We start from the raw sequence: 25193 nt of genomic DNA on the forward strand, positions 1-25193 counted from the left end.
GCAGCTTGACCCACTGGTGCGGCGGTGGTCGCGCCGGGCGTCGTTTTGTCCAGGTCATCACATATCACTGGGCTCGACATTGCGTCCCCCCTGTCGGACTGGAATAGAAGCGAGTACTCGTGAATCGACGAACCACCACCGAAATTGCTGCACTGCCCCTCATCACGGCCGCCATCCTCACCGGGTGCAGCAACACAGAAGCCGAGACCGTGTCCCCCGTCAGCCGAACCAGCCGCTGCTGCCACACACGTCGAGTGGTCGACGAACCCCACCGTTGATCAAGGTCAGCCCGGCGTGACCGACGCTCAGACCCGGCCATCCGAGACACAGCCAGCGACGACTGCTACGCAGGCCACCGCTGCCGCCGCAACGTCGCCCACGAGCGCTCAGTGCGGAATCGTCACGAACAACCTGAACGGTGCGACTGCACCTGTGATCATCATCGCCGGAACTCCGAGCTGCCCAGCAGCACTGAGCATCAGTGATCGCTACCTCAACGACCGTACGGTCGCCGCGCAAGGACAAGGGCGATTTGCTGTCATCGACGGTTGGAACTGCAGCTGGCCCTACCTCCCGGACCGATCACACGCCGACTCCTACCTGCAATGCGTCGACCCGACCGGGAATGCCGTCAAGATCGGCGACTGACACAGAACACCGCGGCACACCGAATCTCGTGTAACCCACGCGCGACGCGCCGACATCGGCGCTCGCACGAACGACCAGACGAAGGCAGTATTGACTCATGGGGGCACCAGTGAAGAAATCCGCGCGCAACTCACGTCGGCCACGTCGTGACCGCTCCGCATCGCCGGTCCGCAGCTATGCGGAATACAACAAGCGCCTCGCCGCCGGGGCGAAAACCATCGTCATCGACGCCGACCCGGAGAACTGGCTAGACCTTGGCCACGTCCCCAGCAAAGTCGAGGTCAAAATTATCGGACAAACCTGCGCGGGAATCGCCGGCGGCTCCATCGCAGCCGCCGGCCGATGCTTCGTCCAAGCGTCCAACCACGCCAGGGTCACTGCCTACGAACATGCTCACATCGAAGCGTTCGACGACAGCACCGTCGACGCCCGCGGTAAGAGCCATATCGTCGGCACCGACAACGCCAGGATCCGCGCAGAAGACAGCGCCATCGTCTTCGCACACAGTCATTGCCACGTCCAAGCCAACGGTCAAACTCTCATCGCCGCCACCGACACCACCACGGTCCGCATCGACGGCGAGGCCCGCGTCCGAGTGAGCGGTGGCGTGCGCATTATCGGGCCCGGCCGACCCGCGAATGTCGAAACCCATCCGATCAGCCGTCTCGCACGCCACCTGAATTTCTAAGCGAGACGATCCCCGCTGCCCGGCTGCGCCGCGGGGCACAACTGTCGAGCTGGGCAGCTCATCCACGCCCACGCTGCACTCACTCCGTTCTGTTGGTTTCCGCAGGAAACAACAACTCGTCTCCACGTAAGCGAGCCAGAACGTAGCAGTGGGCTTCTCCATCACACCCTCACTCGATCTAGCAACCAAACTCCAGCAGCAGCACCACTTCCTGATCTGAGCTACTTCACGGACTCATTGCACAGCTCGCGACGTCGACACCACAGCGACATCGATCCGCGGACTCAGTCCTGCGCGTCCAGCGCCACTGAGATTCTGACCGGACCGACGCACCAACATCGAACGGAGTCCACGTCGAATCAATTGGGCGTAACCAGCACCTGCAGCTCACCGATTCGCTGTTGGTAGTTGGAGGTCAACGGAACAGGCACGACTCCACCTGCTCCGCCACCTGGCCATACTGCTGTCCAGTTCACAATCCACGCCGACGTCGCCGATACGTTGTTCACGCCGCCGGGCTGCGTAATCGATGTCTTCTCGATGTGGTGACCGCATGTCGGGGATGGCAATCCACTCGGTGGGGTCAGCGGACTGGCGTCGATCAGGTCGTTGTACGGGGTGAACGGCAGAAGCGCTCCCGGGCAGATTGTCGGGAGGGACCCGTCCCCCCAGTTGATCGTGACACTCGAGTTGACAGCTGTGGCGGTCACCACGACGCCTCCCGGACCGGGGACGACACGTGTCACGGGGCCGACGGTGCTCTCCCGGATCTGATCCGGGCAAACCCACGCCCAGGCCTCTCGGCCGACGAGGCCTGTTCTGCCACCCGGGAAGTTGGCGGGTTCCGGCGTCCAGCACATCGGCGGTTCCTCGAGTTGCATGCCGGTCACGGCTGTTCCCACCACATTCATGACTTGTGCCATGCTCACCGGGGTGGCCGGCATACCGACATCCGGACTCAGCGGAACGCAGTCCGTGAATCGGCCGCACGCCTTCAACTGCTCCCGAACCGGAGGTCCTGTAGGAGCGGCCACGACGTCACTGCCACCACCGCTGTATCCAGACCCACCGCCGCCCGTCCCCGCTGCACTCGCCCCTGGGGAGCCTCCGGAGCCAGGTGAAGCCGAAGGTACCTGGACGTAGCTGCCCTGCACTGTGATGTTCGAGCCGCCGTTTCCCATGCCGGGGTTGACGTCGATTCCTCCAGAGCCGAAGCCGGGTTGTCCAAGCGCTGAGTGTGGCGACGCAACCAGGCTCCCCAGAACGAGCGCGCCGATCACGGCCGCATGAAAACGACGACGATTTGGCATGTGTTCTCCTTGGTTATGGTGCATCGCACGGCGCGTATCGGGCTGCTGCATCGCTGGTGACTCGCCAGCCGTTTGCATCGGGCCAGTCCGCATTCCGGACGGTCAACTGGGCGAGCACAAACTGCGGCCGGTTGACGTCGTAGGCGGGACTACCGTCTGACTTCGTCCAGGTCATACCGGAGATGTCGGTGCAGGCGCGCACGTGGACCCAGGCGGGCCCGGGGATTGCCTTGCCGTCGTCGCCTACCGGTATGCCGGCGTCGGTGATCTTCGCATCGACCACCGTGATTGCCCCCTCGCTCCTCACGTTCTGAGACCGGTGCAGCGTGAGGTCGGCCCTCCATCCGTCCAGCACGGGACCACCGGCAACGGTGTCGAGTTGCTCGATCGGCACCGCGGGATCGGCATCGAGCCGCGCCCAGACCGCATAGAAGTCATTGACCTTCGCAAGCGCCTGTTCCCGTGCCAACTCGTCAGGAGTCTTGTTCGAGGTGTCCGCCCCGTCGGGACCCTCGAACGCCGGGTCACCGGTGACAGTGAGCTCTACCGCCGGATCCGCCGCGTCGGTGTCGGAGCAGGCGGTCACGCCGACCAATAGGGTCGTCGCAGCCAAGGCGGCGACGGCGGTTCGGCGGATGGTGGTGTGTGCCATAGTCGTATCTCCTAGAAGAGTCCGGCGTTGCAGGGCGTACCGGGCAGTGTGTAGTCGGCTGTGACTCTCCATCCTGCTGGGTCGGGCCACGCGGTGTTCGTCAGGATCGGCTTCCCGAGCTCGAGAACGTCGGTAGCGCGGGCGAGGCAGACGTCCATCTCGATGGTCGCGGTGCCGGGCGTAGGGATGCCGTTTTCGTCGATCGGGATGTTGTGGCGGGCGATGGTGTTCTTGAGAACCTCGACCTCGCCTGCGTCCGCCTCGATGCGATGGGCGGTGATGTCCCGCTTCGTCGATTGAAGGAAGTTGCCGGCCGCGACATTGTCGAGATCTGCGGGGTTGGCGGCGGGATCGGCGCTCAGACGCGCGAGCACCGTGTAGTACTCGTTGACCTTCGCCAGTGCGGCTTCACCGGCCTGTTGTTCGGGGGACTGTCCGGAGCCGGGCGGTCCGGTGAATGTGGGTCCGGTGTTGGTTTCGAGGGTGACCGGCTCGGGGGTCAGGATGCTGCAACTGGCGCTCAGGCACATCGCGGCAGTGAGTGTCGCCAGTGCGGCGATGCGGCGCGTCATGATGCTGCTCCGATCCGGTAGTGGCTTCCGTAGGTGGAGTCGAGCTGACTCAAGAGCATCTTGGTTTCGTGTTCGGGCTCTGCTTCGAGGGCGTCGAGCTCGGTGATCATGCGATCGATCAACCTTTGGGTGGTCTCGGTGTCACGCGAGAAGTGGGTGGCGATGATCGCCGCACGCCAGCACCCTTCGTGGACGATGTCGACCTCGAGGCCCGTCTCCGCGGCGGCGTGTGCAGCCGCGAGGTCCTGGGGAACTTGTTGGCCGCGGATGTAGCGGGTGGCGAGCTCCTCGGCGACGTCGGTGACGGCGGAGATCATGTCTTGCTTGATGTGGTCGGCCCACCCGTAGGCGGTGGGGTCATCGCTATTGAAAGGTTGACCGGTGACCAGAGCTAGTGCGGCGGATAGCCGGGCGGTGTCGACGTCAGCGGGATGGGTGTTGACGAGTTCCTGCCAGTAGTCCCAGTCGGTCGTGACGGCTTCGTGGAGCCGTTGCGGGGTCCGGCCGGTTCGATCTCCGGACTTGATGAGGGCGGGTTCACCGGTCTCGGTGTCACCGAGCCATTTACGCAGGCGTGAGAGCGCTTCGTTGCGGCGCCGGCGGAGCCGGGCCTTCGCTTCTTTCTCCTGCTCGGCTGTGCCGGTTCTGGCGGCTTCGACGTCGTGGGGCCAGATTTTGCTGTCGATGTCCGCGGCGAGGGCTCCGCCATCGGTGGTGATGAGAAGCGCGGCGATTTCGGTCAGGCTCTTCTCTCGGCCTTCGGCCGGCCCTGGTGACGGGGGTGTGACGGCGGGTTCGCCGAGCAGCCTGATCCAGATGTGATCCGCCTCGGGCAGCTCGCCTTCTGCGGTGACCTCATCCGAATCGGACGGCTCTGGGCGGTCGACGGCATGGTCGAGGTCATCGTTCCCGACCACGCTGAAGGTGGCGGGATCGGAGCTGGTGATGAACTCGTCGGTCGAGATGTCGTTGTCGAGACGGGTTGCTTCCCATCGAATGTCAGGGGTATCGCCCGTGTGGGCGACGCGAGGTTCGCGTGAGGTGGTGATCAGTAGGTCTAGGACGGACGCGTAGCTCTCCTCATCGAGGGTGGTCACTGTGATGCCGGCGGACGCGGCTCCTGGACGAGCAAGGACGGCCGAGCCGTCGTCGTCGACCTTCAGGGTCCATGTGGCGTTGGTATGTGCGCTCTCGGTGGTCACTGCGGCGAACGCGATTCGGGGTGCGTGCCGTACGATGCCGGCGAGTTGCCCGGCCTGTGCCTCGGTCAGCGGATCGGCGATCAGAACGATCTCGGGTGCGGTCAGCTCGCTGGTGGTATAGGACGTGCGTGCCTGTGCGATTGACTCGAAGTCGTTGTCCGCGAGGATTTCGGCGTCGCGTTCGAGGTGATTGGCGAGTGTCGTCAGTACCGTGTCGGTGTCCTCGGTGTGGGTGATGCGGCCGTTGTCGATTGCCTCCAGCAGGTCGGCGCAGTATCCGACGAGGTTGAGGTGGAGGATGTCGGCGATGGGTGAGACTGCGAGTTCGACGGCGAGCGCGCGCAGCACCCCGGCTGTTGCGGTGGGGGTGCCGCTGATGGCGAGGTGGCCGATCTGTTCGAGGTTGAGTAAGAGGTCGCGACCGTCGTCGCTGGTTCCGACTGCCGTCAGTGCCGGGTACGGACTGATCTCGGCCTCGGGAACGCTGCGCGGGAGCGCTCTCGGATCTACTGACCAGGTGGTGTCGTCGGTCTGTGTCCACGGCGTGGGGGGTGAGACCTGTTCGACGAGTCCGAGCTCGATGTCGTTGTCACCGACGAATACCGTCAGCAGGCCCGGCAGGGCGGTACCTGTGGACCTGCAGTGGTGCGCGAGGTGCCGTAATGCGGTGTCGACGTGGGTGGTGGTGAGCGGGTCAGCGGCGGCGGTGAGTGCGTGTTCCGCCTGGATCGCGGTTTCGGCGGGAAGGGCGATGCGCTCGCCGCGGCGGCGGCGATGTTGTTGCTTGCGACGGCGAAGTGCGAGATGCCCGGTGAGTCCGGCTGCGGCAACCGCTGAGATTCCGAGACCGATGAACACGACGTCGGAGGAGCCGTCCTCGGTATCGGTTTCTGCCGGTGCGTCATTGGTGACGAGGTCGGCAGGCAGTTGAGGTTCGACGGGGTCGAGTTGCCAGTTGGGGGCGACATCCACAGGGACGGGCGCCGGAGCGGGAGCAGGGGCAGCTTCCTGGGCAGGAGCGGGAGCTGGAGCTGGAGCTGGAGCTGGAACAGCATCGGCCAGCGGCACCAAGGCCGGCGACGGCGTAGCGTCGGCCGCCGCGGATGCGGCGGTGGGCATGATCAGTTGCTGGCCGACCGTGATCAGTTCGCCAGCCGGGGTGCCGTCGGGAGTCGTGATCTCCTTGAAACGCAAAGGATCGCCGAGCTCGCGCTCGGCGATATCCCACAGGGTGTCGCCCTGTTTGACCGTGTAGGCGCCGCGTATGACCTCGGGTTGGGATGCGGGCAGCTGCAGGGTCAACCCTTCGGCCAGAAACCCTGGCTCGGGGACAGCGGTCCGGTTGAGGTCTAGGATCTCGGTGTAGCGGCGGCCTTCTCCGAGATGTTGCTGGGCTAATCCCCACAGGGTGTCTCCGCGCACGGTCGTCACTGTCGGCCCCGCCGGTTGTACCGCCACCCGGGTAGCCCGCGGATCTACCTGTGTCTGCGGTGACGCGCTCGGATCTTCCTGCTGTGAGTGCGGCGCGTACGGAGACGTGCTTTTCACGTCCGCAGGCTGGGGCAGGACGGGTGCGGCGGTGGCGGTTCCGGCGGTCAGGAGCAAGAGGGCGCCGCTGACGAGGAACGTCGCCGTCCGCTGTTGTGAGCGAAGAAGGCGCAGCTTCGGCGCTTTGACGCCACGCAGTGTCGCCGCGAGTTCGAGCAGAATCGGGACGGTGAAGGTGGCCCAAGCAGCCCAGCCAACAAGGGGAAGAAGGGCGATGAGAAGACTGCCGTCATCTGGACTCGCGAGCAAACCTTCGAAATCCGACCACGGTATGTCGAGCGGATTGCCGCGCAGCGCCCAGAGCGCGGCCGGGATCCCGGCGACAAGCATCACCAGGATCAGGAGGTAGCCGAGTCCGGTAAGGCGGGACCGCGCGGCGTTTGCGCTCACGGTATGTACACCTCCCCGGCGTTGGTGCGGTTGAGATTGACGGCGGCCGTACCGACGAGCAGTTTCGTTCTGGGGTATGGCAGAAGTTTCGAGTTGTAGACGATGCGGGTCGTGATCAGGAGGGTGCGCGGGCCGGTGGGGATCACGTCGCCGTCGACGCCGGCCTCGAACAGGTATCTCTTGGCGGCTGCCGTCGCGCGGACCGGGTCGACGACCGTGTCGATGCCGCGGGCGCTCACCGATCCGATGATCTGCTGACCGGCTGCTCGGGCAGCGTCCTCGGCGACGTTGTCGGCTCGCTGGTCGGCGGTGAGCATGCCGCCACCGTCGACGATCAGTCCCCAGACGAAAAAGATCAGGACAGGGGCGAAGACCACCGTCATCAGGGTGACGGCACCCTTGTCGCGGTGCTCCTCCGGTAGGCGGGAGGCGAGTCGCTTACGCAGGGCGTTGGTCATCGGGTGCGCTCCCGGTAGGTATCGATCGGCGAGATTGCGGTAGCGGTGACGGTGCGGGCACCATTGACTCCGGGCCATCCAAGTGCGTCGAAGGAGACTTGGCAGGTCACGGTGACCTCGACCGTGGCGGGGACACCAGGTCTGGTGCGGAAGCCGCTGGTCTCGGCGTTGACGTTCATGGTGGCGCATTTGAGACCTTGTCCGTCCATGCTGGCGGCCGCTGCTTGGTACGCCAGAGGGGTGGCGGTGGCGATGGTGCGGGCGAGTGAGGCTGCGCGGGCACCCTCGGTGGCGGCGTGTTCGACCTTCTGATGCGCCTGTCGGTTGACGCCGTACGCATACATCCAGCCCAGGAGCACAATCAGGATGACGGTTGCGAGGCACAGCTCGATCGTGACGTCGCCCCGGTCATCTCGACGGGCGCGGGATATCCATCGGGTGAGTCTCATCCGATTCCTCCCGGGTTGGTGACGCGTTCAGTCGGTTTGGTGTGGTTGACGACGATGGGGAATTCGAGACCCGGGACGAGGGAAGGTGCCTTTCCGGTGATGTTGACGGTTGTTTCACGGATGTTCTTGCTGACGAGGACAACCGGGATCTGCAGGTCACCGGTGCCTGCCTGGGCGATGCAGGCATAAGCGGCAGCTGTTCCTAACGCTTGGTTGCCGTACTGGGATCTTGTGTTCTTCAGTGCCTTTTCGGCGCAGCTGTTGGCGACGTCGCGGCCGTGGAAGAACAGAGCGGTTTGCAGCAGGACCGAAAAGATCAGAAGGAATGCGACCATCGCGATGACCGTCACGAGCGTCGCCGGGCCTCGGTCATCGCGGCGCCATCGGTCGATCAACTGTTCCGGTGTGACCATGGTCTGCTTTCCGATAGTTGGTGGACGGCTGGCTTTTCAGGACGGAACAGGGATATACGGCCACCGCCAGGAATCGATTCCGAGCGTCACGAGCACCGCGGCGACCGCCACCATCGCAGCGGGCTGGACGACCCTCACGAGATATGTCACGTACTCACCGTCTCTCCAATCGGTGCAGCGTTGCCTGAGTTCAGTCGGGGATCGCGTTTGCGCGGGACATGATCTTGCGGACGACGATCGCACCGGCTGCGGCGGCGGCGCCGACGACCAGGACGGCGAGAAAGACGTATTCGAGGGTAGAGGGTCCGCGGTCTGAGTCTTTGCCGCCGGCGCGGTGGAGGAGGGTGCTGGCCAGTGCGGCGACGAACATCATCGTGAGGGTGATGTAGGAGGTCACGGCCTCGCGGGCGGTGCGCCGGGTGGCGGTAGCGACGGTGGTGATGCTCATGGTGGGCTCCTTATGGTTTGGTCGATGTGTAGCAGGTGAGCTGGACTGGATGATCGTGACCGGCCAGGCTCGGTGGTCTGGGCGTCTCGCTCCTTTCGCGGCACCGAGGTCGCACCGGTGAATCGGACTAGCCGGTGATGATGGTCAGCGCTGGGATGAGCAGCAGCATGATGAACAAGCCGGCGAGTCCGGCCAGCGGCATAGCCAGCTTTTCGGTGGCCTCCGCTGCCGCACCCTGTTCTGCGCTGGCCTGAGCGGATCGCAGGCCCGCGGCCTTTGCCCGCAGTGATGCGTAGACGGATGCGCCTTTGTCTCCGGTCATGTTCATGATGTCGGCCAGGTCGCCCAGCTCGGTCAGGCCGAGCTCATGGGAGACGCGTGTCAGGGCATTCCACGGGGCTTCGCCGGAGCGCCCGGCTTCGTACAGTTCTTCGTCGAGACGCAGGAACACCCATGAATCTCCCACCTGCGCAGCACGCTCGAGGCTCTGGGTGGTGCCGATGCCACCGCGTCGGCACAGCGCGACGAGATCGATGTAGGAGCTCAGTGCCTGTGCGAATTCTGCTCGTGCCGCGGTTGCCCGGCGTCGGATTTCGATGTCGGGGATGAGGAAGAGCAGGAAGGCGGTCGCGATCGACAGGATGGCCGGGATGGACCATCCGAGGCCGACACCGAATGCAGTCAGGACGAGGTTGAGGAAGGGGAAGATGAGCAGTCCGAGCAGTGCTGCGACGAGCTTTTCTCCGAGTACGTGGGCGGGATCGCGGTGCAGCAGTGCGAGATCGGCGTTGGAGAGTGTGAAGAATTTGCTGTCCTGCAGGTAGGGGTGGACCCGGATGCCGAGTTTGTTGGCCATCCCGTCGATCAGGGAGGTTCCGGCTGTCGACGTGCGCTCCGGGGCCGGTCCGGACAGGCGTGACATGGCATCGCTGAGTGCGGGTTGTGCGCGCATGAAGTAGAGGGCGACCAGGTAGATGCCGATTGTTCCGACGCTCGTGTAGAGGATGACCGTCATCTGAATGCTCATCGCTGCGCTCCTACGAGGTCGGTGCGGTTGACGCGATCATTTGTGCCGATGAAGCGGGGGTAGGTCGGCGGTTTGGTGGCCTGTTTCATCCAGTACAGGTCGGCCGCGAACAGGGTCAGCAGGATCAGTAGCACGATCTGCATTCCGCCCGACTTGTACGGTTCCATGAAGTTGGTGAACAGGAACGCTGCCGCGAGTGTGGTGATCGCGATGATGGTGACCCATTTCGCCTGTGTACGGCTGGATTTTCGGTCGGCCTCGGTGCGGCGTCGGCGCGCGACCATGTCACCGACGTCTTCGGCGAGGCCTTCGAGCACGGCTGCAAGTCCAACGCCCCGTAGTTGCATGCTCAGTAGCAAGGCGCCGCAGATCTTGTCGCCGACGCTGTCGTTGAGGTCCGAAGCGAACCGTGTGATCGCATCCACCGGTGGGACGTTGTTGCGCAGTCGGCTGATGAACGCCGTGATCTCTTCCCGTAGCGCCTCGGGGATCGGAGTGGAGATGATGGTGTGCTCGATTCCCGAACCAGCCTTCATGCTGCTGGACAGGTTGCGGGCCCACTCATCCATGGCCGCCAGCCGACTGATCTGCTGTTCTGCTTCGGGGCGGCCGAGCAGGTACGGCAGGCCGACCAGCAGTGCCGGGACCAGAAAGAGGGTGAAGAGCCAACCCGAGAGGGACGACACGACGATGCCGGCGGCGAAGCCCACGACGAGCAGGATCTGGGTGCTACGCGGGATCTTCGACGAGCTGCGGCGCCGGCGCTGACGCATGGGCGCGGTGGGATCGCGGCGGTCTTTCCATCCCATGACGATGCAGGCGACCCCGGCGCACAGCAGCAGTACCAGGAGGATGCCGATTTGCTGATACATCACGCCACCTCTTCATCGTCGTAGAGGTCGCGTTCTTCGTCAAAGTGGCGAAGGCTGTCGCTGGGGAGGTTGATTCGCTTGAATCCGCCGGCGAGCAGCTTGCGGAGCAGAGGTTGTGGAATGGATCCGAATTCTCCTGTGCCGTCCGAGTATCCCCGGTAGATCGTGGAGAAGGACGGCTTCTTGTCGTCGCCGGGCTCGACGTAGACGACTTCGTCGACGTAGCGGACCGAGGTGCGCGACCCTTCGCCATCGACGCGGACCTTCGTGCCGAGTTGGACGATCAGGTCGATGTGCTCTGCGAGCTGGCGTTCGACGTAGTCGACCGTCGCGTTCATCGGGGGTTCGGTCGCCAGGTTCACCAGACGGTCGACGACACCGCGAGCGGTGTACGCGTGGGTCGTGGATAGCCCTCCCCTGGCTGTCTGCAGTGCCTTGAGGAGAGCGAGGATCTCGTGACCGGCGACCTCGCCGACGATCATGTAGTCGAGCTGCTGTCGCACGAACTCGTACAGGATGTCCGAGAGGGTGTAGCTGCCGGCGAGCTCGCCGTCGGCACCGCGTTCTCCGCCGCCCAGGATTGTCTCGGCGTCGACCACGAAATCCTCGCGGCCGGGCAGTTCGTCGATGAAGAGTTCTCGTTCGGTTTCCGCGATTCCGATTCGCGTCTGCAGAGGAAGCGCATTGGCCAGTGCACGCGTGAAGGTCGTTTTTCCGAAGCCCATTCCGCCGCCGGTGACCACCGAGGCACCGCCGCGGACCGCGCACGAGAGGATGGTCGCGAGTTCGATCGGCATCATTCGATGTTCGACGGCGAGCTGATCGAGGGCGATGTTCTTGAGGCGGTGGATGCGGATTGCCACCGAGGGCCGTTTGACCGAGTAGCCCATGACCGACAGTCGGTGGCCTCCGCGCATTGTCAGACGCAGTGACGGATTGAGCCGGGAGAAGGGCCGGCCGCCGTTGTCGGCGCGTGAGGCCAGCAGTCCCATCCACTCGAGGAGTTCCTCGGGGGTGTCGACCACTGGGTCGCGGTGTTCATAGTGTCCGTCGGGGAACTTGACGTAGACGGCCGCGCCGTTGAGGAAGATGTCGGTGATGTGGGGCTCTTCGACGAGTTCCTGCAGCGGGCCCAGGTTGAACTGTGCGTCGAAGATGGCCTTGATCAGGGCTTCTTCTTCGACGATTGTGAAGGCTTCGCCGCCGGCGTTGATGGTCTTCTGGACATGGTTCTTGACCAGGCCGGTGATCGTCTCGCGGCCGAACTCGCGTTCTTCCTCCTCGGTGAACGGTGCGAAGTATTTGCCGGCGTTCTTCGGGTCGTGGCGCTCGCGGTCACGCGCTGACCGGTAGTCACGCAACAGTTCCGCTGCTTCTTTCTGCAGAGCGCGGACCAGGGCGCGATCGACCTTGACCTTCGTGGCCGGCGGCACCGTCCGTCGCGCAGTGCCGGTGTGCCCGTTGGTGCTGGCCGGTGGCAGTTCGTGCAGGCGAAGCGATCGAAACGGATCGGTGTCGGACAGCGTGATTTCCGATACCGAACTGCGACCCTCACCTGCGAGGTCGGTGTCCGTGATCGGGGCTGAGAAGAAGGGAAGTTCCGTGATCTTGTTCCGCGGAGGCGCAGTCGCGTCGTCGGAGTTCATCGACGTTCTCCTGTCAGTGTCGGCAGCGCAGCATTGAACGCGGGACCGGACTTCCAGTCCGCCTGATGGCTCACCGCGAATTTGGTGATCTTCGGCCAGGTACTGCGGTGGAGGGTGTGCAGATAGAGCGAGCGGCGACGGCGCCATTTGGTGATGGACAACCCGTCCGAGAAGACCTTGGCGTCATCGGAGTCGGGCAGGACCGCGATCACGTCGAGTCCGGTGACTTTCGTGACTTCCTCTGCGTTGTAGGGTGACTCACCGATCAGGATCAATCCCAGACTTGCCTGTGATTGCACCGCGGAGAGCTGCTGTCGCAGGGCGTTCTGCGCGGCGCGTAACGCTGCGATTGCCGTTCGCTCGGTGCGGGTGACGATTGCGATCGTGGTCGCGTTGACGATCAGGTCGACCGGGGCGCCGCGTTGCCCGATCCGGCCGGCGTCGACGATGACGTTGGTGTCGTCGACGCTCAATCCGGCCAGGTGGACACCCAACGGTCCCCACACGGGCCGCATCGCATCTGCCTGGGCGGAGTGGACCAGCCCCGGGAGCAAGGACACCGACGATTTCGGGATCTGGATGAGTTGCTCGGTCAGAGCAGCCTTGAGGCGCCCGTGACGATTCGCGTCGACGAGATTGATCAGGGAGCGATCGTGATAGTGGTTTCCGAGCATGTATCCGGCCAGGACCGGCGAGGACCCGATGGCATCCGCTTCTACGAGCAGAGTCCGGTCGGTCGGTGAGTTCAGGGCCAGGGCGAGCGCCGTGGTGCTCACACCGGGTGAGCGTGAGGCCGATGTCAGTGCGAGAAACATCGCCGATCACCGCACTCGGTTGTCGAGGACGATCGCGACACGCTTGGTTGCGCCGCGGGCGGCGACCCAGTTGGCCTCTGCCTCGGGCACGAGCAGGTTGAGCGTTGTCTCGCCGGCTTCGGGGATCTCCTTGGTGGAGTACACCTGCGCCTTCGTGTTGATCGGGCCCTGTACGGGCGGGTCGTCCTGGTCGCGTGGTGTGTCCACGACACGGACCATGTCGCCGGGGACGATCGGCTCGGAGGGGAGGTGGCTGTAGCTCACCGTGATGCCGACCATCGTGAGGCCTTCCCCGGGCACAACCTGATCAGTGATCGCGGACGGGAGCAGGACGGTGCCGGCCGGCAACCGGGTGCTGGCACTCATTCCTACGACGCGGCCGCGTTCGCTGGCGGGCAGCGCCCCGAGATCGGCATCGACGTTGACCGATTTGGCGGCCAAGTCCTTGGACTCGATGGTCTCGCCTTGCTGCACCTCGTTCGTCAGGACGAGCACATCGGTGGTTGCGCGCATGGCGTTGACCGCGGTGAGCATGCCGATTACTGCCACCACGACGAGTGCGACACCGATCGCCAGGTAAATGGGGCGTCGACGCACGCGCGCACGGGTATTCAGATCGGGTGGGTCGTCGTGATCTGCGCCGTTGTGCCCCGGGGGCCTGTCGTCTCCGGACGTACGGAGCTTGTCGATTCTCTTGGTCAGCAGGGATGCCATGTGGTGGTCCTTCACAATGGACGTGTGGACATATCGGACACTTCGTACGGGGTGGACAGTAGCGAGCGACCCGGACAACTTCGCGGCGCCTGCGGCTCCGACAGCCTGGGCGCCATTGAGCGCGACTGCTCCGGTGCGCTCGAGAATGCCGATTGGTGTGTGAACCAACTGCGTTGAGTTGCGGCCCCCGGTGGGGTTCTGACCGCGTTACTTGGCACGACAGCAATGTCTGCCGCCGCGTATTCGTCAGTGGATACATGAAAACCGCTGTGTCTAGCGATGTCCCGACTACGTGTGTTGGATACGTCGGTGGCAGCTATCCGAAGTCGGGAGAATTGCACAGCATGCCATTGATCGGCTACCTCTATTGCCTTATACAAGGATTCGGGTTCGAGATAGTGGTGGTAAACATGCCTGTGGACCGTTTCAGGCTCCGCTTGGGCCGACCCTCGCCTCATCCCGGCTAGTTGTCCGAACGGTGGCACGGGCGCGGGTAGCCAAACGCCGAGCACGCTCCCCCTTGATCTCACACGTGAATCCCGTTGCGCGGCACGTGGCATGAACGCTTTCCCTCCGCAAGCCGCCTGCGCCCTCCCCTTGGCGCGACTGTCGGTCTGCACTCGTCTGCCTGCCACGCAGCTGTGAGTCTTCTGGGAGAACATTCCATCAGGTCGGGAACTGCGTTGTCCAGCAGGGCTGTAACACTCAAGAGTGGTACCTACAAGGGTTGACATCTGACCGTAGTAGAGTTATCGCGCTGAACATCTTTATGATCTCGAAAGGTAGGCATGGACCCCCTCAGCCCACCCAGCCTCGGTGACTTCATTCGAGCTCGGCGTAACCGAGCAACACCGAAGCACCCGGATGGTATGACTCGGGCTCAACTGGGCGCAGAGAACTATTCGAGCGTCAGCAACATCGCACGAATGGAAGGAAACGTTAAGGGCGCGAGTCCTTCTCCACAGGTTCTCGATGCCACCGCTAATGCGCTCTGTCTCGATGATGCGGAACGTCGGCACCTTTTCAATCTGGCACGGCGGACGCAGACCGAGCGTGAGGTCACCACGACACCGTGGACGATCGCCGATTATCGGACATTGATAACACCGGACATGCAGACCGCCATCGCGGCGCTGAACCCGCACCTCGTGGCGTACCTCGACGAACGCTGGAATGTTATCGACTGTAACTCGTCGTACGACAGAGCGTTCCCTGGACTGGTCGACGAGGGAAACGTGCTGCGCTGGTTCTTCTCGACTCCGGCATCGATGAAGGTCATGGTGGAGTGGGAGGCGGAAGCCGCGTTGACCGTCAGCTGGTTCCGAGCGTTGATGGGACGCTACTACAACCCCGACTGGGCGGTGGAAACCCTCGAAGAGCTGAGCGAGTTCCCTCTATTCCGCGAACTGTGGTCACGTGAGGAAGTCCGGTTCGGCCGGCACCAGCCGTTCATGCACCTCCGCGACGCGGAGACGGGTGAGCAATACAGCGTCCACGTGCAGGTCCACGCGGAGATGCGGGGAAAGTATCCGCTACAGATGTACCTCGGAGTGCGCCTCCCCGCCTCCGGAACTAGCGGAGCGTCTGGACGAACGCAGAGATCGCCGCGTTGACCGGCTCGGGGTGTGTCCAATTCGCGGCATGACCGGCCCCCGGGATCGTGACAACTGGCGCAGCACCGGCAAGACCCGCTTTGAGCTCGTCCGCCCTCTCTGCGGGCGCGGACAGGTCATTTTCCCCACGGATGATCAACGCCGGCACGTCAATGTCGGAGAGTCGGTCCACGACGTTGTCGCGCTCGATGAGGCACTCCGCGGCCGGCCGGACAGCCATGCGATCGCTGCTGTTCCATTTGCTGATCCACGACGTCCAGTCCGCAGGTTCTCCACCGATCAGTTGGGGAGCAAGAGCACTGGCGAGGGGTTCGAGTGGAGCTGTGCTGCACCACTGATCGAACAGGACGCGGTATCCGGACTTCTGCTCGGGAGTACAGGCCGAGGCTTCCGTGTCGAGCAAGATCAGAGCCATGGTCCGCTCGGGTGCGAGAAGTGCGGTCCGCAGCGCGGTATAGCCGCCCTGGGACATGCCCCCGATGATGGCGTTCTCGACACCGAGGTCGTCGAGGACGGTGAGGGCATCGCGTGCGAGGTCCCAGTATGTGAACGGCGCACCCGTATCGGTGGTTTTTCCGTGGCGGCGCGCATCCCAGGTCACAACCCGCAGTTCCGGGGCCAGATCGCGCACCTGGGGCGTGAACATGGAGGAATCCATGAGGAACCCGTGCCCGAGGAGAAGTACGGGCCCCTCTCCCCCACTGTCGGTGTAGTAGATGTCGGCGTCGGGCGTTGTCACTGTCGGCACGTAGCCGATCCTAGGGTGAGGTGACCATCCACGGTCCAGCGAGCCTCGAGGAGCACTGTTTCCACAGTGCCATTCTTCAGAGGTTGCCGCTCACTCTCAGCAGGGCCCGCTCGCCACAACCTGCGGAGATTATCGACGCGTTCGGCCGAGTGTCCGTGATCGGTGGGGCTTCTCCCGTTCGAGGGGCGTCGGCGATCGGGTGCGTTCGGTTCGTCCATTCGGTCAGAGCGCGGGTGATCCAGGCTCGCGCTACCGCGGAGTCCGCGGCACCGGCTGCGAGGGACTCGAATGCCAGCGCTATCGCGACTGTGTACTCGGGGTGCGTTTCGTCGATGCACTCGAGTGCGATGTCGTTCGCCGCCGAAAGTGCCAGATAGGTGGCCTCTGAACTGGTTCCGGCCGAACTGGCCAATCTCTCGGTGGCCTCGTACGCCGCGCGCCACGCGTCGGGGCTGAGCGTCTTCTTTTCCGATGTTCGGCACATACCGGCAACGCGCTCGAGTTCGTGGAGTACGTCGTTGCCGGCGGCCGGGAGCCTGCCGGTCAGACCCCAGTCTGAGTCGAGCACGTCGGCGAACCAGCACCAGCGAGCGAACTCAGGCGCGTCTTCGAGCGCGAGTTCAACGGTTCCGGACGCCAGCTGCATCACCGCATCGGCGACCGACATCTCGTTGAGAGCGGAAGAAAAAGACTCATGCATGATCGTTTCCCGTCTCCGTGTCCCGTAGGTGGGAGGTGAGGTTTCAAGCGCGGGGTTGAAACCTGTTGCGGTAACTGCAAAAGCCGCGCTGCGGAACGTGCACGACCGAGCCCGACCGAGGTCAGAGTGTTGTCAACCAGCACTCGACGGCGCGCCCGGCAGCGTCGATAGGATCGGCGAGGTCGACCACAGTGGTGGCATCGACCCCCTCGGTGCGCTCCCAGCTGCCGTCGTCTCGCTGGTGGTCGACGATGGACCAGATTTCCACCGTGACTTCATGCTCACCGCGGGTAATGAGCCGAAGAGCCGGGACGAATCCGGGGCAAAGGTTGCTGAGGGCGATGTATGTGCGGTCCTCGTCAACGGCGAGGACAAGGTCGTTGTGATCGTTCGCCTCGTGGGCGGCCGTAATGAACGCCGTGTGGAAGTCCTCGGGGATTTCTATGAGGGCCATCGGGTCTGGTCTCCTTCAAAAGGGTCGAGATCGGGTATGCAGCAATGCCTCACACGGTCGCCGGCGTCAACAGGTATCGGCGAACTGGAACAAGGCCTGCCTGGTCGACCGGGTCGGGGTACCGATGCCTGTTCGGCGAGGCGATGCCATCGTGGAAGCGAAGAGGGCAACCCCGACGACAGCGACATCGCTCATCCGAGTGAAGCCGGTTCTGCTCGGCGCTGAGGGCTCTCGTTGAACCCGACCGGCAGGCCGGCCGCCATAGCTTCGAGCGCCGGGATAGCTGCCAGCTCCCCGGCACCCCACCTTCCGGCGCTGAACGAGCACAGTCGATTGTTGCCTTGTGGAACTGTGCGCTTGCCGTGAAGGCGCCAGTCCAGCGACGCCCGATCGCACTCACTCGGTTGGCGGAAGCCCGCGCCGGCGCGTTCACCCTGGAGCCGGCGGGCGATTGTGGCTCGGCGGCATCGGCCGTAGCTGCTGCTTCTCGCGGAGAGTCAGAATCGCGTGCGTCTGTCAGATCGGCCGCGGCAGCGACTGCGGCAGTCTCGCCCTTTCCACGCTCCCCCGTCGGCGCGTCAGTCGTGGTCGGCGTCTCCGCCGTGGAGGGATCATCGGAACCGGAGACTGTCTGGATGAGAGCTCGACGGTATCGACTCAGCTCCGTCACGGCCGAGTCGTATTTGATGGCGAGCTTGTCCGCGAGGAGGCTCGGTGACCAGCGCTGCTCGTAGGCCATCCGAATGATTTCTCGTCGTTCGCAGTTGCGCATGGGGACTTGTTCGCCGCTCAGACGACGAACAATGACGACCTCGTCGACCGCGACCGCTCCCGTGGCCCGCTCGCGCTCGTGACTACGCGCCTTCGGATTGTCGATCTCGTCGTCGTCCCATCCGAGGGGCGGCACCAGTCCTGCTGCGCGTGATTGCTCACAGAGGTCGGCGTCAGGGCCGGGGCGCATGGAAAGCTCGTCGTAGATCTCGTCGACGGCTTCCCACAGCTCGCTCGGGATGAGACCCTTTTCCGGCATCGAGGTGACGACGTCGACCTCGACGTTCAACCGGTGAGCGAGGCTCAGATCGCCGTAGCCCATGGCGTTGAGAGCGCGCAGCCGGCGGCGAGCCCCCACTGCTGGGGTCAGATCACGCCCACGGCTCGGGTGAAAAGTGATCGAGAGGATCGCGTCCGCGATGGCGGAGGTGGTCGTGCGAACCGAAGTGCTCCGCAGCGACCGGATTGTCGCGACCGGCACAGAGGCCAGGTCAGCAATCAGAGCGGTCGCCATGCCAGCACACATCAGGGCGTTGATGTGGTAGCGCACATCAACCGTGTCGACAGCTGTATCGACGTGACGGGCAGGTGTCCAAGCCTGCCCGTCACGTCCCCCTAAACCCGACTGTCGCGATGTCTGGAACCACCCGTCGTCGCGACTGGGCAAAGCAGACCGGGCGGGGAATCCGGCTGCATTCAGTCTAGCTAGCTGAGCGGCGCATACGGACGAGCGTGAGCCGCGTCGATGGGCAGAAGTCTGGGACAAGGGTGGGGCAGCTGAAACGGTAGTCGTCATCGGATGCTCTCTTCCGTTTAGCGGCTGGTCAGGCCGCATGTACGTGGGAACTGTTCGTACTCGAGCGCACCGGGGTTCGAGTTCAGCGAGTGATCGTCAGCTCTCACCGCATAGTATTTAACACTCGAATTTAAAACCGGTATGCAACGATGGTATCTACATCTTCAATAGGATGTCCAGCGATGAACGGACAATCGCAGTGAGAGCGCCCCTGAACGGCTTCCAGCCCCAGGCCCTCGAAGACGCGCGCACTACTGCCGGAATCTCGCGCGGCGACCTTTCCCGCGCAATAGGTGTCGACCCGACCACTATCCACAACTGGGAAACCTCGCGAACGCACCCTCAGCCCGACCATCTCGCCCGGGCCGCCGAGAAGCTGGGAATACCCCTCGACCGTCTCGTCGTCGTCCCGGAGGACCGTCGGACCATCGCCGACCTGCGGAATCTTGCGGGATTGACGCAGAAACACGTCGCAGACCGAACCGGACTCAGCACCACCACCATCGGCCGAATCGAGCGAGGCGAAGGAAGCCTGTCCGATCGGCACGCCACAGCACTCTCTGAGGCTCTGCACCTGGAAGAACGCACAATCCGTGACGCCTTCATCCGCGCACGAAATCGACCGCTTCCTTCCCGATAGCTCGGCAACAATCACCCCCGTGCTCATGCACTGTCCCCGCGGCGCAACCGCAGCTGCCGGCGACCATCGATGGAGCGCCGCACTCCGCTGACAGCCAGACTCGCAGCGAGCGCGAGAACTGCCACGACGATGATCAGCCGCCGGAGATCGAGGCCGGCACCTTCCGTACCAGGGATGGTCACCAACGGTGATGCCGTAGCCGCAACGATGAGATCGTGAACGAGCAGCCACGCAGTTGCCTTGGTCGACATCGCTGGAAGAGCCGCGACAAGGAGGCCCAGAATCAATGGGGCCGCCATCCACAGACACAGTTGGTCCTCCCCGGACAGGCCCGCATTCTGTGCGGGTTGGGCGGACCGTTGAGGTTGAGTCGGGTGCATGGAATCTCCTCCTGAAAAGTGGGGCTTCTATCTGGAGGAAGATCCGGTCAAGCAGGCTTGTGTGACGGGCGGCGGCATGTTTTTCGGTGGCCAGCGAGAACAAAGTCCCGTGCCACTCATCCGAGATGACGGGGCCAACTTGGTGGAGTGGAACCCCGGGGCCGATTCCTCAGGCGCTTCCCAGCATCAGGATTAGATCATTTGTCTCCGCTACTGCACCAATAATTACACCTTTAGTGATATTATTGATTCATGTCTGGTGATGATCGATTGCTCACTGTGGCGGACCTCGCCCAGGGGCAGTGGGGCATGTTCACCTCAGCCCAGGCGGCCGATATGGGCGTGAGCGCGCAATACCTCAAGCGGCTCGCCGACCGCTTCCTCATCACTCGCATGCGACACGGCGTCTACCGCGTGGCCGGCGCGCCGCTCGATCCACGCGATCCGCTGCGCGCGCAATGGCTCGCTCTCGAACCGGCACGGTCGGCGGCCGAGCGCATCGCCGGCGCCGATCCGGTCGGCGTGGTGTCCCATAGATCAGCGGCGCAATTGCGCGAGCTCGGCGACATGGATGCCGACTCCTATGAATTCACCGTCACCAAACGGCGCAACACCCGCAGCCACGACGTGCGGTTTCACGTCGAGGCGGTGGGACGCTCGGACTGGACACTTGTCGACGGGTTACCGGTCACCACGCCCACGAAGACGATCGTCGATCTGGCCTCCACCCGAACAGACGGCGGGCACCTGGCCGGCGTCGTATGGGATGCCCTGCGCACCCAGCAGGTTTCCCGGGAGCCGCTCGCGGAGGCGCTGCGCGAGTTCGCCCATCTCTACGGCGCGCCGATCGGCGACGGTGACGCCCTTGTCGAGCAGCTCATCACGCAGGCGTCCGCAGCCCAGCTAGGGTCTCCTTTGCCCACCCCTGACGAGATCAGTCGTCTGCAGACGGCCCCTTGGCAGATCTCATCATCGCCGCAGGCGGCGGTACAAGATCTCCCGGCTTCCGATCAAGCGCGGGACGTGCAGAGAGTCCTGCGTGATCCGGCATTCACCGAAGCTCTGCGTCAACTACGCCGACAAGGAATCATATAGTGCCGCAACAGTATCCCACTACTGCCGCCTTTCATCGCGCGCTGCTGGCACGGATCAATCAGCAGGCGAAGGCCAGCGGACGGCGTCCGGAGGAACTGCAGCGCGAATTCTTCACTCAGCGCTTTCTGGCGAGAGTGTTCTCCTCTCCCGACTCCGGATGGATCCTCACCGGCGGCGGAGGAATGCTTGTCCGTGTCCCGGGAGCGCGCTTCAGCCAAGACATCGACCTTCTCCACCTCGGTACGGACATCTCCGAGGCCGTCGCCGAGCTCCGCGCGCTCGGCGTTCGGCCCGACCTCGATCCCTTCACCTTCGAGATCACGATGAAGTCGGCCCTGACCGGAGTCACCCACGGAGCCCAGCTGAAGGCAGCCGTCTACATCGGCGCCGTCAGAGCCGGGAACTTTCCCATCGACATCGCGGTAGAGCGGACCCTGGTCGGACAGGTGGAATCACTGCAGCCGCGGCCGGTCGTCGAGATCGGTGATGTCGCTCAGCTGCCCCCTTTTACCGTTGTCCCGGTCGCAGATCAAATCGCGGACAAGCTCTGTGCGATCTATGAACGGCACGGACCCGAAAATCTCACTCCGTCAACGCGTTACCGCGATCTCGTCGATCTTTTGCTCATCATGACGACGTGCACGATCAACGCGGAGCACACCCTCGCCGCGATCGGTGCACAGCAAACCCGGCGCAATATGCGGCTACCCGAGGCGATCGCCTCACCCGGTCCGAACTGGCCCGCCGGATATCGCGCACTGGCAGTGACAACGTCGTTGAGCTCCGACCTACATGAACTCGATGCCGCCCTCGCCGAGCTCGATAGATGCTTGGTTCCACTACTGTCCGGGCAGGCGGCGAACCAGACATGGGACCCGAAGGCTCGGCATTGGCAATAGCGAAATTCGCTGGGCTCGGAACCTTCGAGCGCACTACCAGACCTGCTATTCCATCCATCGTTTACGTGATCCGCGCCGTTCGACGAATTCGACTGCCTTCACGCATGTCGTACATAAAGTTCGAACCAGGCCCGAAGCCGCCGTCATCTCCTCAGCCTGATACCTGGATGGGTTTGCGAATCGATACGTAGGAGCAGTCAGGTAAGGCGAGGTCGCCGTACTCATCGGTGTCGCTGCGCCAGGTCAGCGAGAGCAGCGAGTCTTCGATGATATCTGGTTCGGGATCGGTGTCGACGACAACCCATTCGTCGATGTCCTCCATCAGCAACAGGTCTCCGAGTGCGACATCGGCAGCGCGAACATCGCGGACCGACCCGTACTGGTCCTCGTAGGTGTCAGGTGACTCTTCCTGTTTGTCGGAGACCTCGGCTCCGCCACCCGCCGGTATCTCTGGTTCGTTTGCTGCTGGCTCTTTGACCAGGGCTAGTCGAGTGCGTGAGGACTCCCGGCGCTCGGCGGAGGATTCATCAAGTTGTGGAGCTGAGAACTGGTCGAAGAATGAGGCGGCATCGGTGGCGCCGTTGTTGACGGCCGTCGGGGTGCGGTAGTCGTCGAGCTCTACCGCTGCTTCGTTGGTGGGCTCGGCACGGCCCCCGAGTAGCCCGAGGAGCGCCGTCGGTGACGCGAGACGACGATCGGTTTCGTGGGTCATCTTCGCTCTTCTAAGTACCGGATCGAGGTCGGGTCGGTCGCTGGCCAGTACCCATTCGGCCTCGATGTAGTCGAAGTACGTCAGCGCCGCAGGTTCGGACGTGTCGTCGGTGGCGTCGATGTCCGGAAGTTCGTCCGGCGGGACGATCAGCAATCGCGGATGGCGTGTTATCGGGGGGCAGAGGGTGTTGAGCAGATCGGACTCGAAGGTGCCGGCGCATGTCTTGCGTGGGTCGGGTACGCGGTAGCACTGGATCTCGATGGGCTGATAGTTGTCGGTGACGGTGGTGCCGCGGCCGCGGCACTTGCGGGGCACGCTGGTACCGATCGTCGGCGATTGCCACATCATGAGCGCACCTTGTGGTGAGAGCCGGCCCATGGAGATGCGCATGGCAAAGTTGTCACGCATATCGCCGAGGAAGTACTGCGCGTCAGGGCGCTGAGTTCCGAAGACTAGATGTACTCGCGAGGTTCGGGCTTTGCGTGCCATCGACGCGAGCATGTTGAGCACCGGCGGCTGTCGGGCGCCGCCTTTCGGTTTGACCCTGGAGTACCAATCTTCGACGTTGCCGCGGAACTCGGCCCATTCGTCGAGAAAGACGAGTACTGGTTCGAAGTCCGCTTCTGTCGCCTCGCCGGTAACGATCTTCTGGTATCGGAACTCCATGAGATCGCGGGCGCGGTGGACCAACGCCACTTGCTGCTCGATGGTTGTAGCGACGACTTGTACGTTGGGCCAGTCCTGGAATCCCAGGAATTCGACGTACTTGCCGTCGAGGACCCAGATCGGCCATCCACGTCGCGAGAAGTTGACCAACAGATTGTGTGCGGTCACGGTCTTACCGCTTCCGGGTGGGCCGATCAGCATCAGGTTCGGGTCGATCGCCGGCCGCCATACAACCTCGTTGCCGTCTTCGTCGATTCCGTAAGGAATTTCCACCGAGTCGTAACTGGCGAGTAGATCGGCCCCGGGGTCGAGGTCCGGTGCCGGCAACCAGACGCTGTCCGGGAATGCTGTGCGTTGCTCGAATCGAACCCAATCCGTTTCAAGGTTCCACCGTGCTCGCCAGCGACCGGGCAACGTCGCGCTCATTCCTCGTTCGACGCGGGTTCGGTAGCCATCCGATTCCAGTTTCGGACCAAGTTCGTGACGTACATCCATTGAGGTCACTTCGCCGGTTTCGGCGGCGACGTCGATCGCGGTTACGGTCGCGGTCGGGCCCAACAGTTGGGCGATGATCCGCTTCGCGCGCACAACCTGGTCGCTGTCGGAGACTTCTCGTTCTGGCTCGGCAGCGGGCGTGAAGATCAGGCGCCGGCGGGCGGGGTCGTGCTCGTCGAGTTCGAAGAAACCCCACCCTTGATCTTCGAAGACCCCGCAGATATCAGCGAACCACGTCTCGTCATTCAGTGCCTGTGTGGAGTCGTAGTGCACGGTGAGTTTCCCCGGAAGTCCCGGCCATCCACGACTCCATTTCGACGTCGACAGCACCGCCCGGGTGGCCTCCGGCAGCCCCACGATCGGGCACAGCCTTTCGATCACCTCGTCGACGTCGACATCGCGAAGCTGCTTACGTTTGCCGGCTACTCCGGCGTAGACGGCAGCGATCGACAAGCCCGCCGCGGCGGGCATCGCGAGGGCGCTGTATCCGAACAGAGGAGCGGCGGCGCTGGCACCGACCGCGGTGGTACCCAAGCAGAAACTGTCGCGAAGCCAGGTGTGCGGCCGCGGCGGCAAGGAACTGATTCGGGGAGAGCGTGCAAACCGCGCACCACTTTGCTGCGGAGGTGTGGTTGTCATCGCCAGGCCTCGCCTTCACCAGTCGGCGAGGAGATCACGAGCATGCCGGCACCGCGATTGCCTTCCGCTCGCCGATTCGTACTTCCTGACTCGGCGTATCCAACTGTCGATCCGTGCCGCGGCCACCTTGCGTTCGCAGTTCGCTGATCAGTTCGCATTTCCATGCTGCTCCCTCCTGCGCGAGCGAGCACACCACCTCGCCGCTGATTAATCTCTCCTACTCGGAGGAAGATCCCGGTAAGGGAGCTTGTGTGACACGCGCTGGCCAAGTTTTCTGATCCGCGCTCGCTCCACATCTGGAGGCGGTGCGCTCATCGCCTCATGGTGGAGTCCTCTGGGGGCGTCCCATCCTCATCCCATTGACCCGACCTTGCGACACCGCCATGCCGGTACGGCAATCCCCTGTCCTGGCTCAGTGAATCTGATGCCGCCGACCTGCGGTGCGTCAGATTGTCTGAGCCGCAATGTTCGACTTCGCCTCACTGAATCTGATGCGCGTGGAATTTGTTGGCGTGCCGCCCGACCGATTGCACATGGCCTGAGTCCCGACGCACGAGGACGTCGACCGCGACCAGGGGACCCCGCATCAGATTCACCGAGTCAGGCATCAGATCGACCGTCGGCCGCATCTGATCTGCTGTCCTGTGTCAGCGAATCGTCCTTGATATGTGCGCCCTGACCTGCGGTAAGGAAATTTGATTGGCAAACCGAGTGCTGGTCAAGGTTGTCGGGG

General features: G+C 63.6%; 23 protein-coding genes and 1 pseudogene. 7 read left to right on the forward strand and 17 right to left on the reverse strand.

Annotated features, from left to right (window positions below):
* The first annotated feature begins 432 nt into the window (after positions 1 to 432).
* Entirely contained in the window at positions 433 to 648 is a 216-nt protein-coding gene (locus ACFTWF_RS36310) for a hypothetical protein (protein ID WP_378465907.1), read from the forward strand.
* A gap of 97 nt (positions 649 to 745) precedes the next feature.
* Positions 746 to 1336 (forward strand): hypothetical protein, encoded by a 591-nt coding sequence (locus ACFTWF_RS36315; protein WP_378465908.1) that lies wholly within the window; start codon positions 746 to 748, stop codon positions 1334 to 1336.
* Between the two features lie 1323 nt (positions 1337 to 2659).
* Here ACFTWF_RS36315 and ACFTWF_RS36320 read toward each other — a convergent pair.
* From ACFTWF_RS36320 to ACFTWF_RS36375, 12 genes are all read right to left on the reverse strand, one after another.
* Complete coding sequence (locus ACFTWF_RS36320; protein WP_378465909.1) at positions 2660 to 3298, reverse strand: hypothetical protein; 639 nt, start codon at positions 3296 to 3298, stop codon at positions 2660 to 2662.
* A gap of 11 nt (positions 3299 to 3309) precedes the next feature.
* Positions 3310 to 3870, reverse strand: coding sequence for a hypothetical protein (locus ACFTWF_RS36325; protein ID WP_378465910.1), 561 nt, complete (start codon positions 3868 to 3870; stop codon positions 3310 to 3312).
* Positions 3867 to 7010, reverse strand: coding sequence for a LysM peptidoglycan-binding domain-containing protein (locus tag ACFTWF_RS36330; RefSeq protein ID WP_378465911.1), 3144 nt, complete (start codon positions 7008 to 7010; stop codon positions 3867 to 3869). The genes ACFTWF_RS36325 and ACFTWF_RS36330 overlap by 4 nt, the downstream gene beginning before the upstream one ends.
* Complete coding sequence (locus ACFTWF_RS36335) at positions 7007 to 7468, reverse strand: TadE/TadG family type IV pilus assembly protein (RefSeq protein ID WP_005560298.1); 462 nt, start codon at positions 7466 to 7468, stop codon at positions 7007 to 7009. The genes ACFTWF_RS36330 and ACFTWF_RS36335 overlap by 4 nt, the downstream gene beginning before the upstream one ends.
* The gene (locus ACFTWF_RS36340) at positions 7465 to 7917 is read right to left on the reverse strand and encodes a TadE/TadG family type IV pilus assembly protein (RefSeq protein ID WP_378465912.1); all 453 of its coding nucleotides are present in this window, start codon (positions 7915 to 7917) and stop codon (positions 7465 to 7467) included. The genes ACFTWF_RS36335 and ACFTWF_RS36340 overlap by 4 nt, the downstream gene beginning before the upstream one ends.
* Positions 7914 to 8267 carry a hypothetical protein gene (locus ACFTWF_RS36345; RefSeq protein WP_231869093.1) on the reverse strand — a complete coding sequence of 118 codons (354 nt, stop codon included), beginning with the start codon at positions 8265 to 8267 and terminating at the stop codon, positions 7914 to 7916. The genes ACFTWF_RS36340 and ACFTWF_RS36345 overlap by 4 nt, the downstream gene beginning before the upstream one ends.
* A 253-nt stretch (positions 8268 to 8520) precedes the next feature.
* Positions 8521 to 8778, reverse strand: a complete 258-nt coding sequence (locus ACFTWF_RS36350) for a hypothetical protein (RefSeq protein WP_378465913.1) — start codon at positions 8776 to 8778, stop codon at positions 8521 to 8523.
* Between the two features lie 127 nt (positions 8779 to 8905).
* Complete coding sequence (locus ACFTWF_RS36355; RefSeq protein WP_378465914.1) at positions 8906 to 9805, reverse strand: type II secretion system F family protein; 900 nt, start codon at positions 9803 to 9805, stop codon at positions 8906 to 8908.
* Positions 9802 to 10677 carry a type II secretion system F family protein gene (locus ACFTWF_RS36360; protein ID WP_378465915.1) on the reverse strand — a complete coding sequence of 292 codons (876 nt, stop codon included), beginning with the start codon at positions 10675 to 10677 and terminating at the stop codon, positions 9802 to 9804. The genes ACFTWF_RS36355 and ACFTWF_RS36360 overlap by 4 nt, the downstream gene beginning before the upstream one ends.
* A complete protein-coding gene (locus tag ACFTWF_RS36365; RefSeq protein ID WP_378465916.1) occupies positions 10677 to 12323 on the reverse strand; it encodes a CpaF family protein in 1647 nt (548 codons plus the stop codon). The genes ACFTWF_RS36360 and ACFTWF_RS36365 overlap by 1 nt, the downstream gene beginning before the upstream one ends.
* The gene (locus tag ACFTWF_RS36370) at positions 12320 to 13138 is read right to left on the reverse strand and encodes a hypothetical protein (RefSeq protein ID WP_378465917.1); all 819 of its coding nucleotides are present in this window, start codon (positions 13136 to 13138) and stop codon (positions 12320 to 12322) included. The genes ACFTWF_RS36365 and ACFTWF_RS36370 overlap by 4 nt, the downstream gene beginning before the upstream one ends.
* Before the next feature lie 6 nt (positions 13139 to 13144).
* Positions 13145 to 13852, reverse strand: a complete 708-nt coding sequence (locus ACFTWF_RS36375; protein WP_378465918.1) for an SAF domain-containing protein — start codon at positions 13850 to 13852, stop codon at positions 13145 to 13147.
* Between the two features lie 788 nt (positions 13853 to 14640).
* On the opposite strand from ACFTWF_RS36375, the pseudogene ACFTWF_RS36380 reads away from it, so the two are divergent.
* A pseudogene (locus ACFTWF_RS36380) lies at positions 14641 to 14862 on the forward strand (helix-turn-helix domain-containing protein); the annotation flags it as partial.
* Between the two features lie 102 nt (positions 14863 to 14964).
* Positions 14965 to 15465 (forward strand): hypothetical protein, encoded by a 501-nt coding sequence (locus ACFTWF_RS36385; RefSeq protein ID WP_378465932.1) that lies wholly within the window; start codon positions 14965 to 14967, stop codon positions 15463 to 15465.
* Here the strand turns inward: ACFTWF_RS36385 and ACFTWF_RS36390 are convergent.
* The 4 genes from ACFTWF_RS36390 to ACFTWF_RS36405 all read right to left on the reverse strand — a co-directional run bounded on the left by ACFTWF_RS36390 (position 15425) and on the right by ACFTWF_RS36405 (position 18652).
* Positions 15425 to 16213, reverse strand: coding sequence for an alpha/beta fold hydrolase (locus ACFTWF_RS36390; RefSeq protein WP_378465919.1), 789 nt, complete (start codon positions 16211 to 16213; stop codon positions 15425 to 15427). The genes ACFTWF_RS36385 and ACFTWF_RS36390 overlap by 41 nt on opposite strands.
* A 76-nt stretch (positions 16214 to 16289) precedes the next feature.
* Positions 16290 to 16913: a hypothetical protein gene (locus ACFTWF_RS36395; protein WP_378465920.1), complete on the reverse strand. Its 624-nt coding sequence runs from the start codon at positions 16911 to 16913 to the stop codon at positions 16290 to 16292.
* Positions 16914 to 17034: 121 nt separating this feature from the next.
* Positions 17035 to 17367, reverse strand: a complete 333-nt coding sequence (locus ACFTWF_RS36400; protein WP_378465921.1) for a hypothetical protein — start codon at positions 17365 to 17367, stop codon at positions 17035 to 17037.
* Positions 17368 to 17416: 49 nt separating this feature from the next.
* Positions 17417 to 18652 carry a hypothetical protein gene (locus ACFTWF_RS36405; RefSeq protein WP_378465922.1) on the reverse strand — a complete coding sequence of 412 codons (1236 nt, stop codon included), beginning with the start codon at positions 18650 to 18652 and terminating at the stop codon, positions 17417 to 17419.
* 454 nt (positions 18653 to 19106) lie between these two features.
* Here ACFTWF_RS36405 and ACFTWF_RS36410 point away from each other — a divergent pair, with 454 nt between their 5' ends.
* From ACFTWF_RS36410 to ACFTWF_RS36420, 3 genes are all read left to right on the forward strand, one after another.
* Positions 19107 to 19574 (forward strand): helix-turn-helix domain-containing protein, encoded by a 468-nt coding sequence (locus ACFTWF_RS36410; RefSeq protein ID WP_378465923.1) that lies wholly within the window; start codon positions 19107 to 19109, stop codon positions 19572 to 19574.
* A 632-nt stretch (positions 19575 to 20206) separates the two neighbouring features.
* The gene (locus ACFTWF_RS36415) at positions 20207 to 21049 is read left to right on the forward strand and encodes a type IV toxin-antitoxin system AbiEi family antitoxin domain-containing protein (RefSeq protein ID WP_378465924.1); all 843 of its coding nucleotides are present in this window, start codon (positions 20207 to 20209) and stop codon (positions 21047 to 21049) included.
* Positions 21049 to 21948: a nucleotidyl transferase AbiEii/AbiGii toxin family protein gene (locus tag ACFTWF_RS36420; protein ID WP_378465925.1), complete on the forward strand. Its 900-nt coding sequence runs from the start codon at positions 21049 to 21051 to the stop codon at positions 21946 to 21948. Before ACFTWF_RS36415 ends, ACFTWF_RS36420 begins: the two co-directional genes overlap by 1 nt.
* Before the next feature lie 151 nt (positions 21949 to 22099).
* On the opposite strand, the gene ACFTWF_RS36425 is transcribed toward ACFTWF_RS36420, so the two are convergent.
* Entirely contained in the window at positions 22100 to 24460 is a 2361-nt protein-coding gene (locus tag ACFTWF_RS36425; RefSeq protein ID WP_378465926.1) for an FtsK/SpoIIIE domain-containing protein, read from the reverse strand.
* Between the last annotated feature and the right edge of the window lie 733 nt (positions 24461 to 25193).

Origin of the sequence: Rhodococcus sp. NPDC056960 (assembly GCF_042674125.1) — a bacterium.
GTDB lineage: Bacteria > Actinomycetota > Actinomycetes > Mycobacteriales > Mycobacteriaceae > Rhodococcus_F.

Coding starts and splice junctions, on each gene's coding strand:
- ACFTWF_RS36355 (WP_378465914.1), bottom strand. CDS start 9,805: ATGAGCATTCAGATGACGGTCATCCTCTACACGAGCGTCGGAACAATC.
- ACFTWF_RS36365 (WP_378465916.1), bottom strand. CDS start 12,323: ATGAACTCCGACGACGCGACTGCGCCTCCGCGGAACAAGATCACGGAA.
- ACFTWF_RS36375 (WP_378465918.1), bottom strand. CDS start 13,852: ATGGCATCCCTGCTGACCAAGAGAATCGACAAGCTCCGTACGTCCGGA.
- ACFTWF_RS36360 (WP_378465915.1), bottom strand. CDS start 10,677: ATGTATCAGCAAATCGGCATCCTCCTGGTACTGCTGCTGTGCGCCGGG.
- ACFTWF_RS36320 (WP_378465909.1), bottom strand. CDS start 3,298: ATGGCACACACCACCATCCGCCGAACCGCCGTCGCCGCCTTGGCTGCG.
- ACFTWF_RS36410 (WP_378465923.1), top strand. CDS start 19,107: ATGTCCAGCGATGAACGGACAATCGCAGTGAGAGCGCCCCTGAACGGC.
- ACFTWF_RS36350 (WP_378465913.1), bottom strand. CDS start 8,778: ATGAGCATCACCACCGTCGCTACCGCCACCCGGCGCACCGCCCGCGAG.
- ACFTWF_RS36315 (WP_378465908.1), top strand. CDS start 746: ATGGGGGCACCAGTGAAGAAATCCGCGCGCAACTCACGTCGGCCACGT.
- ACFTWF_RS36395 (WP_378465920.1), bottom strand. CDS start 16,913: ATGCATGAGTCTTTTTCTTCCGCTCTCAACGAGATGTCGGTCGCCGAT.
- ACFTWF_RS36385 (WP_378465932.1), top strand. CDS start 14,965: ATGCAGACCGCCATCGCGGCGCTGAACCCGCACCTCGTGGCGTACCTC.
- ACFTWF_RS36405 (WP_378465922.1), bottom strand. CDS start 18,652: ATGGCGACCGCTCTGATTGCTGACCTGGCCTCTGTGCCGGTCGCGACA.
- ACFTWF_RS36425 (WP_378465926.1), bottom strand. CDS start 24,460: ATGACAACCACACCTCCGCAGCAAAGTGGTGCGCGGTTTGCACGCTCT.
- ACFTWF_RS36415 (WP_378465924.1), top strand. CDS start 20,207: ATGTCTGGTGATGATCGATTGCTCACTGTGGCGGACCTCGCCCAGGGG.
- ACFTWF_RS36370 (WP_378465917.1), bottom strand. CDS start 13,138: ATGTTTCTCGCACTGACATCGGCCTCACGCTCACCCGGTGTGAGCACC.
- ACFTWF_RS36400 (WP_378465921.1), bottom strand. CDS start 17,367: ATGGCCCTCATAGAAATCCCCGAGGACTTCCACACGGCGTTCATTACG.
- ACFTWF_RS36340 (WP_378465912.1), bottom strand. CDS start 7,917: ATGAGACTCACCCGATGGATATCCCGCGCCCGTCGAGATGACCGGGGC.
- ACFTWF_RS36335 (WP_005560298.1), bottom strand. CDS start 7,468: ATGACCAACGCCCTGCGTAAGCGACTCGCCTCCCGCCTACCGGAGGAG.
- ACFTWF_RS36325 (WP_378465910.1), bottom strand. CDS start 3,870: ATGACGCGCCGCATCGCCGCACTGGCGACACTCACTGCCGCGATGTGC.